This window comes from Massilia sp. MP_M2, from assembly GCF_039123635.1.
Lineage (GTDB): Bacteria > Pseudomonadota > Gammaproteobacteria > Burkholderiales > Burkholderiaceae_D > Telluria.
In genome coordinates this window covers 304,259-317,185 of the sequence record NZ_JBCHJF010000002.1, presented here as the reverse complement: position 1 = coordinate 317,185, position 12,927 = coordinate 304,259, and the positions used below count along the sequence as shown (strand labels likewise).

10 protein-coding genes and 3 tRNA genes are annotated in these 12,927 nt (G+C 63.4%); 6 read left to right on the top strand and 7 right to left on the bottom strand.

The genetic code is table 11. The features are described 5' to 3' along the window. Window positions 1–29: 29 nt before the first annotated feature. Complete coding sequence (locus RCH14_RS06225) at window positions 30–1,229, top strand: hypothetical protein (RefSeq protein ID WP_343025283.1); 1,200 nt, start codon at window positions 30–32, stop codon at window positions 1,227–1,229. 1 nt (window position 1,230) lies between these two features. Here RCH14_RS06225 and RCH14_RS06220 read toward each other — a convergent pair whose 3' ends face one another. After that, window positions 1,231–1,800: a DUF2325 domain-containing protein gene (locus RCH14_RS06220; RefSeq protein ID WP_343025282.1), complete on the bottom strand. Its 570-nt coding sequence runs from the start codon at window positions 1,798–1,800 to the stop codon at window positions 1,231–1,233. A gap of 158 nt (window positions 1,801–1,958) precedes the next feature. Here RCH14_RS06220 and RCH14_RS06215 point away from each other — a divergent pair, with 158 nt between their 5' ends. Both RCH14_RS06215 and RCH14_RS06210 read left to right on the top strand, forming a co-directional pair. Continuing rightward, entirely contained in the window at window positions 1,959–4,217 is a 2,259-nt protein-coding gene (locus tag RCH14_RS06215; RefSeq protein WP_343025281.1) for an ATP-binding protein, read from the top strand. Then, window positions 4,210–4,665 (top strand): response regulator, encoded by a 456-nt coding sequence (locus RCH14_RS06210; protein ID WP_343025280.1) that lies wholly within the window; start codon window positions 4,210–4,212, stop codon window positions 4,663–4,665. Before RCH14_RS06215 ends, RCH14_RS06210 begins: the two co-directional genes overlap by 8 nt. Here the strand turns inward: RCH14_RS06210 and RCH14_RS06205 are convergent. Next, window positions 4,647–6,296, bottom strand: coding sequence for a response regulator (locus tag RCH14_RS06205; RefSeq protein ID WP_343025279.1), 1,650 nt, complete (start codon window positions 6,294–6,296; stop codon window positions 4,647–4,649). The two genes, RCH14_RS06210 and RCH14_RS06205, sit on opposite strands and share 19 nt — an antisense overlap. A gap of 166 nt (window positions 6,297–6,462) precedes the next feature. On the opposite strand from RCH14_RS06205, the gene RCH14_RS06200 reads away from it, so the two are divergent. Next, window positions 6,463–6,780, top strand: a complete 318-nt coding sequence (locus RCH14_RS06200) for an HNH endonuclease signature motif containing protein (RefSeq protein ID WP_343025278.1) — start codon at window positions 6,463–6,465, stop codon at window positions 6,778–6,780. A 58-nt stretch (window positions 6,781–6,838) separates the two neighbouring features. Here RCH14_RS06200 and RCH14_RS06195 read toward each other — a convergent pair. Continuing rightward, window positions 6,839–6,914 (bottom strand) — tRNA-Asn (locus tag RCH14_RS06195). Window positions 6,915–7,047: 133 nt separating this feature from the next. Here RCH14_RS06195 and purT point away from each other — a divergent pair. Next, a complete protein-coding gene (purT, locus tag RCH14_RS06190; RefSeq protein WP_343025277.1) occupies window positions 7,048–8,259 on the top strand; it encodes a formate-dependent phosphoribosylglycinamide formyltransferase in 1,212 nt (403 codons plus the stop codon). 56 nt (window positions 8,260–8,315) lie between these two features. Here the strand turns inward: purT and RCH14_RS06185 are convergent. The 4 genes from RCH14_RS06185 to RCH14_RS06170 form a co-directional block, all read right to left on the bottom strand. After that, a tRNA-Asn gene (locus RCH14_RS06185) sits at window positions 8,316–8,391 on the bottom strand. Window positions 8,392–8,449: 58 nt separating this feature from the next. Further along, the gene (locus RCH14_RS06180) at window positions 8,450–9,208 is read right to left on the bottom strand and encodes an alpha/beta hydrolase (RefSeq protein WP_343025276.1); all 759 of its coding nucleotides are present in this window, start codon (window positions 9,206–9,208) and stop codon (window positions 8,450–8,452) included. An 89-nt stretch (window positions 9,209–9,297) separates the two neighbouring features. After that, a tRNA-Asn gene (locus RCH14_RS06175) sits at window positions 9,298–9,373 on the bottom strand. 116 nt (window positions 9,374–9,489) lie between these two features. Beyond that, on the bottom strand, window positions 9,490–10,701 hold the full coding sequence (locus RCH14_RS06170; protein ID WP_343025275.1) for an amino acid aminotransferase: 1,212 nt from the start codon (window positions 10,699–10,701) through the stop codon (window positions 9,490–9,492). Window positions 10,702–10,820: 119 nt separating this feature from the next. On the opposite strand from RCH14_RS06170, the gene uvrB reads away from it, so the two are divergent. Further along, window positions 10,821–12,908, top strand: a complete 2,088-nt coding sequence (gene uvrB / locus RCH14_RS06165; RefSeq protein WP_343025274.1) for an excinuclease ABC subunit UvrB — start codon at window positions 10,821–10,823, stop codon at window positions 12,906–12,908. Window positions 12,909–12,927: the final 19 nt, after the last annotated feature.

Sequence of the window (12,927 nt, the reverse complement as noted above, 5' to 3'; positions counted from 1 at the left end):
GCGGCTGTCGCAATGTCCGGAGCATATCGATGGCCCGTCTCGTCCACGCCTGCGCTGCCGCGTTGATGGTCTTCGTCCTCGGCCTGCTGGCCGCGCCCGCCGCCCCTGCCGCGAACAACGATCCCGTCGTGCTGGTGCACGGCTTTCTCGGTTTCGGTCCCGACGAGTTCCAGGGGAGCGGCTTCAATTACTGGGGCGGTTACGGCGACATTGCGGCCTACATGCAGGTCTATCGCGGCCCGCACGCGGTGCTTGCCGCCGCCGTCAGCCCGATCGCGTCAAACTGGGACCGCGCCGCCGAGCTGTATGCGCAGATCAAGGGGGGTTGCGTCGACTATGGCAAGGCGCACGTTGTCACCCAGGCGGTGCCTGGCCAGCTGCAAAAGCCACCCGGTAAATGCTGGGCCGCCGATCCCCGCGACAATCCGCACGCCTATCCGCTGGCGCTGTACCCGCAATGGGACCGTGCCCATCCGATCCACGTGATCGGCCATAGCCAGGGCGGCACGACGATTCGCGCGCTGATCCAGCTGCTCGAACACGGCTCGATGGCGGACGAAGGCGATGGCGCGCTGTTCAAGGGCGGCAAGACGGGCTGGATCCGCAGCGCGACAACGATCTCGGCGCCGCACAACGGCACCACGCTCAGCGACGCGGTCTTGAATATCCTGCCCAATGTGCCCATCGTACTGCGCGACATCCTGCGCCACCGGGCAGCGGGCTGGGAGCTCGCGCCGGACGGCGCGCGCGAATTCAACCGGTGGGCGCTGACCTCGCCCGACGTCTACTATTTTTCAGTGGGCACGGTGGCCACCGCGAGCGGCAGCTGGTGCTGCAACGGCACCGACCGCGCGATCGCACCGATCCAGACGACGGCGTTCCAGTACGCGCGCGCCGACATGATGCCTTACTTCAAATCATTCGCCGGCGAATGGATCGTGCCCTCGGCAGCTCAGCGCGGCATGGGCAGCTACACCGTCAATGTGCAACAAAGGGTGCGCATCGACAGCGACTGGTTCCCGAACGATGGTGTCGTCAACACGGTCAGCATGCGCGCACCCGGCGGGCACCCGGCGCGCGACTATGACGGCACGGCGCTGCGGGGAACCTGGAACTTTCTGGGCAACTACCCGGGGTACGACCACTTCGACATCCTGAACTGGCCCAACCGGGGGCCATCGGCCAATCCGCTATACGAACGGATCAGCGACATCCTCTTCGCGCTCTAGCTCAGGGTGACAGCACCTCGGCAGGCCGGTGGAGGCGCACGATCTGCAAGCCGTCGGGCTGGTCCACCAGCACGCACAGCTTGCCGGTGCGCTTGCAATGGTCTTGCACGCGCCAGTAGTCGCCATGGCTCATGCAACCGGTCTGGCAAATCACCAGGTCGGCTTCCTGCAGACTCGCTTCGAGGTCGGCCGCCAAACCGGCTGGCGCGTGCCTGGGACCGCCCGCGCTGCCCAAGCTGCCCGGCCGCTCGGCCAGCTCACGGCGCTGCAGCGTGCGCATCAAGTCATGCACGCGGGCCTGCAACGCGGCGACCTGGCGGCCCAGGGCCACGCGCCGGCCCAGCCCCGGCAACGCCGCATCGAGGGCCGCGCGGTCTTCGCGTTCCCAGGCCAGCGCCGTCGTCGTGCGCATCGTCGCGCCGCGCGCGCGGATCAGTTGCGCTTCCATGGCGGCGATGCACGTGGCCTGCGCCTGCAGCAGTGCGCTGCAGCGCGCCTGCGCTTCTGCGTGCGCCCGTAGCAACGTCACGTGCTCGCCAGCCAAGCCATCGGCTTCCCGGTATGCGGCCATCTGCGCCTCCTGTTTCTGGTCTATACCGCATCTTAAATGAGAACGATTCTCATTTCAAGGGCGCGTCGAACCGGGGGCGAATTCACGCATCGTGACGTGAGAACAAACTTTCACGTTAAAATATGGCCCTGCTCACCTGTGTGTTAATTCGACGGCCCATGACCCAGGCATCTCCCGACCAACTCGACATTGCCAGCTGCGCCAGCGAGCCCATCCGCACGCCTGGCGGTATCCAGCCGCACGGCTTCATGCTGACGTTGTCGCCTGCATTGCAAGTGATGCAGGCCAGCGCCAATCTGCTGCAACTGGCCGGCCTGGCCCCGGAAGCGGCGATCGGCATGCCACTGGCGGCCGTGATTGGCGACGCCTGCGGTGCGCGCATGGCGCGCGAACTGGACAGCGATACGCTTGGCCAGCGCCCGATGTATCTGGGCACTGTCACCCTCGGCAACGGCCGCCATTTCGATGTTCTGGGCCATGTCTGGGACGGCCTGGTGATCGCCGAATTCGAAGCGGTCGAGCGCGCCCAGCCGGCCGACTTTCGCCATCTGTATCCGCTCATTACCGACTTTCTCGCCAAGGTCGGCGAGCAGGCATCCATCCCCGCGCTGACCGACCTGGCCGCGCGTCACGTCCGCTCCGTCACGGGTTATGGCCGCGTGATGGTCTACCGGTTCGACCACGATGGCCACGGCCGCGTGGTGGCCGAAGCCAAAGCCCCCGAGTACGACTCGTATCTGAACCAGTCTTTCCCGGCCAGCGATATTCCATCCCAGGCACGCGAGCTGTACCTGAGCTCACCGATCCGCGTGATCCAGGATGCCGATTACGATGTCTCGCCCTTGGTGCCAGAGGACAATCCAGCCACGGGTGCCCGTAACGACCTGACGTATGCGGCGCTGCGCAGCGTCTCGCCCGTGCATCTGCAATACATGCGCAATATGGGCACGCAGGCATCGGTGTCGGTCTCGCTCATCGTCAAGGGCAAGTTATGGGGCCTGATCGGGTGCCACAATGCCACTGCGCGCGCGGTATCGGTCGAAAAACGCACTGCCTGCGAACAGCTCGGTCAGATCCTCGCATTGTGCATCGAGGGCCGCGAAGACAGCGCCGAGCTGCAGTTCCGCCTCGACGTGCGCCGCATCATGGTCGAAATCCTTGGCCGCCTGACCAAAAGCGCCGACTTCATCGACAACCTGAGCGGCGTGTCCGGCGAGTTGCTGCGCTTTGCGCGTGCCGGCGGCGTGGCCGTCGTGGCGGAGGAACGCATCCTCACTTACGGCGATACGCCGGACGAGGCCGCCATTCGCGACCTGTCGACCTGGCTCGCCGTGCATGGCCACACCGACGTCTTCCACACCGACGAGCTGGCAGCGGTGTACCCGCCGGCAAGGGCCTTCATGCACAATGCCAGCGGCTTGCTGGCGCTGCCGATTTCGCGCATCCACCAGCACTATTTGCTGTGGTTCCGCCCCGAAATGATCCAGACCGTGGAATGGGCCGGCAATCCGTACGAAAAGGAAGCCGCCCCCGGTGCGCCGGGCCGGTTATCGCCGCGCCAGAGCTTTGCCACCTGGCGCGAAACGATCCGCGGCCACAGCCTGCCGTGGCACGTGGCCGAAATCGAGCTGACCACTGAGTTCCGCACGGCGCTGCTGGGTATCGCGCTCGAGCGCGCCGAGCAGATGGCCGAACTGGCCGAAGAGCTGGGCCGCGCCAACAAGGAACTCGAAGCATTTTCGTATTCGGTCTCGCACGATCTGCGCGCGCCGCTGCGCCACATTGCCGGCTTTTCCGACCTGCTGCTCGAATCGGCCGGCAGCGAAGACGTGGCCCTGCGTCAGCGCTTTCTGAAGAACATCAAGGAGTCGGCGCGCCTGGCCGGCAAGCTGGTCGACGATCTGCTGTCGTTCTCGCAGATGGGCCGCGCCGCGCTGCGCCCGACCAGCATCGACATGACCGACCTGGTCTCGGGCTGCATCGACAAGCTGGGCATCGAGATCGGTCAGCGCCGCGTCGACTGGCACATCGACCGCATGCCCGTCGTGCGGGGCGATCCGACCTTCCTGCACCTGGCGATGTTCAACCTGCTGTCCAACGCCGTCAAGTTCACCAAAGGACGCGACCCTGCGGTGATCCGGATCTGGGCCGAAGATGCCGGCGCCGACTACGCGTTCCACGTGGCCGACAACGGCGCCGGCTTCAACCGCGACTACGTGCACAAGCTGTTCGGCGTATTCCAGCGCCTGCACCGCATGGAAGATTTCCAGGGCACCGGCATCGGCCTGGCCAACGTGCGGCGCATCATCGAACGCCATCATGGCCGCGTCTGGGCCGACTCGATCCAGGGCGAAGGCGCGACGTTCTCATTCACCCTCCCCAAACAAGCCATCACAGAACAAGGCACGCATGCTTAAGCCCATCCTCCTGGTAGAAGACAATCCACACGACCTGGAGCTCACCCTCATCGCTCTGTCCAAGAGCCAGCTGGCCAACGAGGTCGTGGTTACGCGCGACGGCGCCGAGGCGCTCGACTATCTGCACCGGCGGGGCGAGTTCGACGGCCGCCAGCTCGGCAATCCCGCCGTGATCCTGCTCGACCTGAAATTACCGAAGGTCGACGGCCTCGAAGTACTCAAGGAAATCCGGCAGACCGCCGAACTCCGGTCGGTACCAGTGGTGATGCTGACGTCGTCTAAAGAAGAACAGGACCTGATCCGCAGCTACGAGCTGGGTGTGAATGCGTACGTGGTCAAACCCGTCGATTTCAACGAATTCGTGCGCGCCATTGCCGATCTGGGGATCTTCTGGGCGGTGCTCAACGAGCCGCCGCCAGGCTCGTACCGTTACATCAAGCCGAAGTGACTTGCCGTTTGCGGCTTGCCTGAAGCGCGCCGCGAACGACGCAGCAAATGACGGATGCGCGCACTGAGCGCGTCCGGGTGGTAGGGTTTCTGCAGTAGATGGACCGACGCGTCCAGCTTGCCTTCGTGGGTCAGCACGCCTTCGGCATAGCCCGAGGTATACAGCACTTCGCACTCTGGCAGACAGCGGCGCACGATCTCGCCCAGTTGCAGGCTCGACAGTGGCCCCGGCATGATCACGTCGGTAAATACCAGGTCGATGTGCCGGCCTTCTTCGACCAGCGCCGCCGCGCTGGCCGCATCGGCTGCTTCCAGTACCTCGTAGCCCAGCGCCGACAGGATGCCGCAGGTCGACGAGCGCACGTCTTCTTCGTCCTCGACCACCAGGATGGTTTCCAGGCCGCCCGTCAGCGGCATGTGCGCAACCGACTCGGCATGCTCGACCGGCGTCGCAGCGCTGCGCGGCAAATAGATGCACACGCTGCTGCCCTTGCCCGGCTCGCTTCGCAGCACGATTTCACCGCCCGACTGCTTGACGAAACCATACGCCATCGACAGCCCCAGGCCCGTACCCTGGCCAGTCGGCTTGGTGGTGAAAAACGGCTCGAATGCCCGGCGCAGCACGTCGGGCGGCATGCCCTTGCCCGTATCGGCGATCTCGAGCAGCACGTAATCGTTGCGCGGCACGTCGGGAGGCAGGTCGTCGTCAGCGGCAACATTGCTGGCGCAGATCGTCAGCGTACCGCCGTCCGGCATCGCGTCGCGCGCGTTGATGACCAGGTTCAGCAGCACGTTGTTCAGCTGGTTGGGATCGACCATGGTGCTGCCCAGCCCGGGCGCGACCTCGGTCTGGACACGGGTGCCGGCGCCCAGGACGCGGCGGGCCATGTCATCCATCTCGCGCACCAGATGGGTCGGATCGATCACGATCGACTGCAGCGGCTGGCGGCGCGCGAAGGCAAGCAGGTGCGCGGCCAGCTTGGCGCCGCGCTCGACGCCCGCCAGCGCCATCTCGACCCGCATGCGCGAGGCATCGTTCAGGTTGCCGACCATTTTCAGCAACTGCAGATTGCCACCAATGATTTGCAGGACGTTATTGAAATCGTGGGCGACGCCGCCGGTAAGCTGACCGATCGCTTCCATTTTTTGCGCCTGGTGCAGCGCCAGCTGGCTGGCCGCCAGTTGCTCCTGACTCAGGCGCAGCGATGCGAAGGCTTCGTCGCGCTCGCGCCGCGCGATGCAGGCGCCGCTGTGATACTGGACCCGCGCCACGAGCTCGCGCGGATCGGGCCACTTGACCATGTAGTCGTTGGCGCCGACGGCAAAGGCCTTCGACTTGGTATCGGGGTCGTCTTCGGACGAGAGCAGGATGACCGGCACGTCATGTGTGTCCGGATGCGCGCGCAGCATGGCAATGACGTCAAAGCCATCGACACCGCCCGGCATGCGCAAATCGACGATCACGACCGTCGGGTCGACCTCGCGCGCCACCTCGACCGCGCGTGCAGCGTTGGGTTCGTAGCGGAGCTGGTGACCGACACAGCTCTTGAGGCCGTGGGCAATGATGTCTTGAGCAAACGATTCGTCGTCGATCAACAGCACGGAACAAACGGTGGAGTTGTCTTCGATCATTGCAAACCACGTCGCTTTCAGGGCTGGAGAAAAAATATGCTGGGGGATAATTCGCAGGTTAATTCTACACTAATACGATTTAACAAGGATTCGTTACGATTGGTATCATTCCAGCAAACACGGGTCAAGACTTGTGCAGTAAAAAATCGCCCTGCATATGGCACGCATGCCACTCCACCAATCAACCACGACCACGCCCGAGGACCCCTGCCCGTTGTGCGGAAGGCCGCTGGGAACGGAGCACGTCGACCGCCATCACTTGATCCCGAAGACGTTCAAGGGGCGCGACCAGTACCCGATCCACAAGATCTGCCATCGCAAGATCCACTCGGCATTCACCGAGCGCGAACTGCTGCAGACCTATCACACATGGGAAGCACTGCGCGGGCACGCGGATATCGCGGCATTCATCCTGTGGGTGGCGAAGAAGCCGGCGGGGTTCTATACACGGACCTACACCGCGAATAAAAAGAAGGGGCGCTGACATACTGGCGCCGCCAATGCAAAAAGGGCCGCATCTGCATGCGGCCCTTCTCTTGTTCTGGCTCCCCGACCTGGACTCGAACCAGGGACCTGCGGATTAACAGTCCGTCGCTCTACCAACTGAGCTATCAGGGAATTGAGGCAATATTATAGCCGGGCGATTCCGATTTGACCAGTGCAGTGTGCGCATTGGCTGGCTGGCCACTGCCAGGGAGCGCTTTTGATATAGTCGCAGCTTCCCACCACCCTTTTCGATCCCCGAACCACCATGACTATTTCCCGCATCCTCGGCACCCCGCTTTCTCCATCCGCAACCCGCGTCATGCTGCTCGGCTCGGGCGAACTGGGCAAGGAAGTGATCCTCTCCCTGCAACGCCTGGGCGTGGAAGTGATCGCCGTCGACCGTTATCCGAACGCGCCGGGCCACCAGGTCGCGCACCGCGCACACGTGATCGACATGACCGACGGCGCGGCGCTCGAAGCCTTGATCGCGCAGGAACGCCCTCACCTCGTGGTGCCGGAAATCGAAGCGATCGCCACCGACAAGCTGGCCGAACTGGAAGCGGCGGGCGTCATCACCTGCATCCCGACCGCGCGCGCAGCACAACTGACGATGAACCGGGAAGGCATCCGCCGCCTGGCCGCCGAAGAACTGGGACTGGCCACGTCGCCCTACCAGTTCGCCAGCAGCCTGGCCGAATTGCAGGCTGCCTGCGCTGCCGTGGGCTTCCCGTGCGTGGTCAAGCCGGTCATGTCGTCGTCGGGCAAGGGCCAGTCCAAGCTCGACGGCGCGGACGACGTGGCCGCTGCCTGGGCATACGCCGCCAGCGCCGGGCGGGTCGACGCCGGGCGTGTGATCGCCGAAGGCTTCATCGATTTCGATTACGAGATCACGCTGCTGACGGTGCGCTCCCTGGGCGCCGATGGCCAGGTCGAAACGAGCTTCTGCGATCCGATCGGCCACAAGCAGGTCCAGGGCGACTACGTCGAGTCGTGGCAGCCGCATCCGATGCAACCATTGGCACTGGAACGCTCGCGCGAGATCGCCGCCAAAGTCACGGGCAATCTGGGCGGGCTCGGCGTGTTCGGCGTCGAACTGTTCGTCAAGGGCGACATGGTGTGGTTCTCGGAAGTGAGCCCGCGCCCGCACGACACGGGCATGGTGACGATGGCCAGCCAGGTGCAAAGCGAGTTCGAACTGCATGCGAAGGCGATTCTCGGCTTGCCGGTGAATGTGGCCCTGCGCGCGCCGGGCGCGTCGGCGGTCATCTATGGCCAGCTCGATGAGGTCGGGATTGCGTTCGAGGGCGTGGCCGAGGCGCTGCGGGTGCCGGGCGCCGATGTGCGCCTGTTTGGCAAGCCGGAGTCATTTGCGCGGCGGCGCATGGGTGTGGCACTGGCGACGGCGGACGATATCGCCACGGCGCGTGAACGTGCGCTTGAGGCGGCGGCGAAGGTCAAGCCGGTGTCGGGCAAATAAGCGCATCAGACACCCAATACAAAAAGGGCCGCATTTGCATGCGGCCCTTCGTATTCTGGCTCCCCGACCTGGACTCGAACCAGGGACCTGCGGATTAACAGTCCGTCGCTCTACCAACTGAGCTATCAGGGAATTGAGGCCGCATTATACCTGCTGGTGTCGATTTCGCAAATTTTTCGAAAAGAAAAATCTAGCGAGCGATCCGCGCCAGCAAACGCTTCAAGGTAGCGAGCACCAGTTCCGGCTCGGACAGTTGCGGATAATGCGCGCTGCGCTCGGCCACGACCCGCTCACCCAGTGGCGACAAGGCTGCCAGCGCCAGCTGCGACCGTTCACGCTCACGCACCAGCGCTGCCGGCACCAGCCAGCGCGGCAGCCGCTTCGTGCCAGACAGCACCGTCACTGGCACCAGTGGAAACGCGGGTGCTTCGAGAATATCCTTGACGGTCTCGCGCTCGTTGCGGATCTCGTCGAACGCATCGCGCGGCGACACGCTGTCGAGCAGCTTGACGAAGCCCCGCTGCAGTGTCGACTGGTATTGCTTGAGGTTGTCCACGTCCTGCGGCGCGGTGGCCTCGATGAACAGCACGCCAGCCACCTCATCGGCGAACTCGCGCGCGAACAGGTTGGCGTGCAGGCCGCCGAACGAATGCGCCACCAGCACGAATGGTGGCGGCACCTTGGCAAAATCCAGCAACTGGCGCAGCTGCGCGACGACGGTCTCGCCATACTGCGCTTCGGTCGGCCTTGGGCTGCCGCCCGTGCCTGGCCGGTCGTAGCTGAACACGGTGCCCAGCGCCTCGATCTCGGGATACAGCTTGAACCAGCCATCGAGCGGCCCGCCGGCGCCGCCGATCAGCACGATCGACGGGCTGCCCTGCCCGGCTCTGGCGAAGCGAAACATCTGCCCTTCAATCAGGGTGGCGTGGCTTTTCAGTGGTTGCTTCAAGCGATATCTCCTGTAACACGGCGCTGTGACACTGCGGGCGCCGCATAACGAAAAAGGCCGCATCGTTCGATGCGGCCTTCTCTGTATTCTGGCTCCCCGACCTGGACTCGAACCAGGGACCTGCGGATTAACAGTCCGTCGCTCTACCAACTGAGCTATCAGGGAATTGAAGCTGGCATTATATGGTTCATGAAACGTTTCTGTCAAATCAGCACAGGCGCTTCGTTTTCCATCTACTGCTGCCCTCTTGCGCGCACATGGCGATCAAGAGAGCCGCGATTTTAGAGAACTTTGGCGATGGCGTCAACGACGCGATCGATGTTGGTGGAATTGAGCGCCGCAACGCAGATGCGGCCCGTGTCCACGGCGTAGATCGATTCGTCGCGCAGTTTGCCCACTTGCTCTTTGCTCAAGCCCGAGTACGAGAACATGCCGACCTGCTCGCGCACGAATTCAAAGTCGTGACCCGGGGCCTTGGCCTTGAGCTTTTCAACCATCGCACCACGCATCTCGCGGATACGCACGCGCATGCCGGCCAGCTCTTCTTCCCACAACGTGCGCAGCTCAGGCGTTGCCAGCACGGTGGCGACGACCTTGCCGCCATGCGTTGGCGGGTTCGAGTAGTTTGTGCGCACGACGCGCTTGAGCTGCGACAGCACGCGCGTGGCTTCTTCGCTCGTGGTGGCCACGATCGACAGTGCGCCCACGCGCTCGCCGTACAGCGAGAACGATTTGGAGAACGAGTTCGACACCAGCATCGCCATGCCGGTCGCAGCGAAGCGCCGCACGACGGCGCCGTCTTCATCGATGCCGTTGGCAAAGCCCTGGTAGGCCATGTCGAGGAATGGCACCAGATTGCCGGCCTGGACGGCGGCAATCACCTGGCCCCACTGGTCTTGCGTCAGGTCGGCGCCGGTCGGGTTGTGGCAGCACGCGTGCAGCACGACGATGGAACCTGCCGGCATCGCCTTCAGTGCGGCCAGCATGCCGTCGAAATTCACGCCGCGCGTGGCTGCGTCGTAATACGCGTAGTTGTGGACGGTGAAGCCGGCGGTTTCGAACAGTGCGCGGTGGTTTTCCCAGCTTGGGTCGCTGATGTACACATCGGACGCTGGCAGGAAGCGCTTGAGGAAGTCGGCGCCGATTTTCAGTGCGCCGGTGCCGCCGATGGCTTGCACGGTCAGTGCGCGTTTCTCTTGAATTACCGGGCTGTCGACACCAAATACCAGCTCTTGCACCGCCTTGTCGTACGCTGCCAGACCTTCGATCGGCAGGTAGGTCCGTGGCGTTGGCTGCTCCATCAGTTTGGCTTCCGCCTTCTGCACGCACTCGAGCAGCGGCACTTTGCCCTTGTCGTCATAATAGACACCCACGCCGAGGTTGATTTTCGCGGTGTTCGTGTCGGCGTTGAAGGCTTCGGTGATGCCCAGGATCGGGTCGCGTGGGGCCATTTCAATGGCGCTGAACAGGCTGGCGGAGGCAGTGGAAGTCATCTGATAAACTCGGTTTTGTTGGCTGGAATGGCAGCGGCGGGGTTTGCAATTGTATAGACAGCGGCCCTTGAACCTGCGGGGCCGCGAGCGGATTCTCATTCTAACAAAGGTCTGTAAGCATGGCTGAATTATCCATCGCAACTTCTCCCGAACCGACCGTCATCACGTTCCCGGATTCGCCGTTCAAACTGCACCAGCCGTTCGAGCCGGCGGGCGACCAGCCCACCGCGATCAAAGGGCTGATGGAAGGCATCGACGACGGCCTGATGTACCAGACGCTGCTGGGCGTCACGGGCTCTGGCAAGACCTACACGATGGCCAACGTGATCGCGCAGGCAGGCCGGCCCGCGATCATTTTCGCGCCCAATAAAACGCTGGCGGCCCAGTTGTATTCGGAGTTCCGCGAATTCTTCCCGCAAAACGCGGTCGAGTATTTCGTCTCATACTACGATTACTACCAGCCCGAAGCCTACGTGCCGCAGCGCGACCTGTTCATCGAAAAGGACTCGTCGATCAACGAGCACATCGAGCAGATGCGCCTGTCGTGCACCAAGTCGCTGATGGAGCGGCGCGACGTCGTCATCGTCGCCACCGTCTCGGCCATCTACGGTATCGGTAATCCGAACGAATACCACAAGATGATTCTCACGCTGCGCCACAAGGACAAAGTGGCCCAGCGCGACATCATCGCGCGCCTGATCCAGATGCAGTACACGCGCAACGAGATGGATTTCTCGCGCGGCTCGTTCCGCGTGCGCGGCGACACGATCGACATCTTCCCGGCCGAGCACGCCGAGCTGGCAATCCGCGTCGAGATGTTCGACGACGAGATCGAATCGCTGCAATTGTTCGATCCGCTGACGGGTCGCGTGCGCCAGAAGATCCCGCGCTTTACCGTGTATCCAGGTTCGCACTACGTCACGCCACGCTCGACCGTGCTGCGCGCGGTCGAATCGATCAAGGCCGAGCTGCGCGACCGCCTCGAAGAATTCCGCCAGCAAAATAAACTGATCGAAGAACAGCGCCTCGAGCAGCGCACCCGCTTCGACCTCGAGATGATGGCCGAGATCGGTTTTACGAAGGGCATCGAGAACTATTCGCGCCACCTGTCCGGCGCGATGCCGGGCGAGCCGCCACCGACGCTGATCGACTACCTGCCGAAAGACGCGCTGATGTTCATGGACGAGTCGCACGTGATGATCGGTCAGCTCAATGCGATGTACAACGGCGACCGCTCGCGCAAGGAAAACCTGGTCGAATATGGTTTCCGCCTGCCGTCGGCGCTCGATAACCGGCCGCTGAAATTCGTCGAGTTCGAAGGCAAGATGCGCCAGACGATTTTCGTCTCGGCCACGCCGGCCGAATACGAACAGGGCCGCGCCGACAACGTCGTCGAGCAGGTGGTGCGCCCGACCGGTCTGGTCGACCCGATGATCATCGTGCGCCCTGCCCTGTCGCAGGTCGACGACCTGATGGGCGAAATCAACGACCGCGTCGCCAAGGACGAGCGCGTGCTGGTGACGACGCTGACCAAGCGCATGTCCGAGCAGCTCACCGAATACCTGGGCGACCACGGCATCAAGGTGCGCTACCTGCACAGCGATATCGACACGGTCGAGCGCGTGGAAATCCTGCGCGACCTGCGCCTGGGCACCTTCGACGTGCTGGTCGGCATCAACCTGCTGCGCGAGGGCCTGGATTTGCCGGAGGTGTCACTGGTGGCGGTGCTCGACGCCGACAAAGAAGGCTTCCTGCGCTCCGAACGCTCGCTGATCCAGACGATCGGCCGCGCGGCGCGTAACCTGAACGGCGTGGCGATCCTGTACGCGGACCGCGTCACCGATTCGATGCGGCGCGCCATCGACGAGACCGAACGCCGCCGTACCAAGCAGGTTGCGTTCAACCTCGAACACGGCATCATCCCGAAAGGCGTGCACAAGAAGATCAAGGAAATGATCGACGGCGTGTACAGCCCGAACGCGGCGCGCGAGGTGCTGGAAGAGGCGAAGGAAACAGCAAAGATCGAATCGATGAGCGAGAAGCAGATCAGCAAAGAGATCAAGCGCCTCGAAAAACTCATGGTCGATCACGCCAAGAACCTGGAGTTCGAGAAAGCCGCGCAGGTGCGCGACCAGCTGCATGTGCTCAAGCAGCAGGCGTTCGGCGCGCCAGGGGCCGACAACGTCGTCTCGATGCTGGGCAAGTAGGGCCAGCCGGGCGTTGCCG

Coding starts and splice junctions, on each gene's coding strand:
- RCH14_RS06225 (WP_343025283.1), top strand. CDS start 30: ATGGCCCGTCTCGTCCACGCCTGCGCTGCCGCGTTGATGGTCTTCGTC.
- RCH14_RS06220 (WP_343025282.1), bottom strand. CDS start 1,800: ATGGCCGCATACCGGGAAGCCGATGGCTTGGCTGGCGAGCACGTGACG.
- RCH14_RS06215 (WP_343025281.1), top strand. CDS start 1,959: ATGACCCAGGCATCTCCCGACCAACTCGACATTGCCAGCTGCGCCAGC.
- RCH14_RS06210 (WP_343025280.1), top strand. CDS start 4,210: ATGCTTAAGCCCATCCTCCTGGTAGAAGACAATCCACACGACCTGGAG.
- RCH14_RS06205 (WP_343025279.1), bottom strand. CDS start 6,296: ATGATCGAAGACAACTCCACCGTTTGTTCCGTGCTGTTGATCGACGAC.
- RCH14_RS06200 (WP_343025278.1), top strand. CDS start 6,463: ATGCCACTCCACCAATCAACCACGACCACGCCCGAGGACCCCTGCCCG.
- purT (WP_343025277.1), top strand. CDS start 7,048: ATGACTATTTCCCGCATCCTCGGCACCCCGCTTTCTCCATCCGCAACC.
- RCH14_RS06170 (WP_343025275.1), bottom strand. CDS start 10,701: ATGACTTCCACTGCCTCCGCCAGCCTGTTCAGCGCCATTGAAATGGCC.
- uvrB (WP_343025274.1), top strand. CDS start 10,821: ATGGCTGAATTATCCATCGCAACTTCTCCCGAACCGACCGTCATCACG.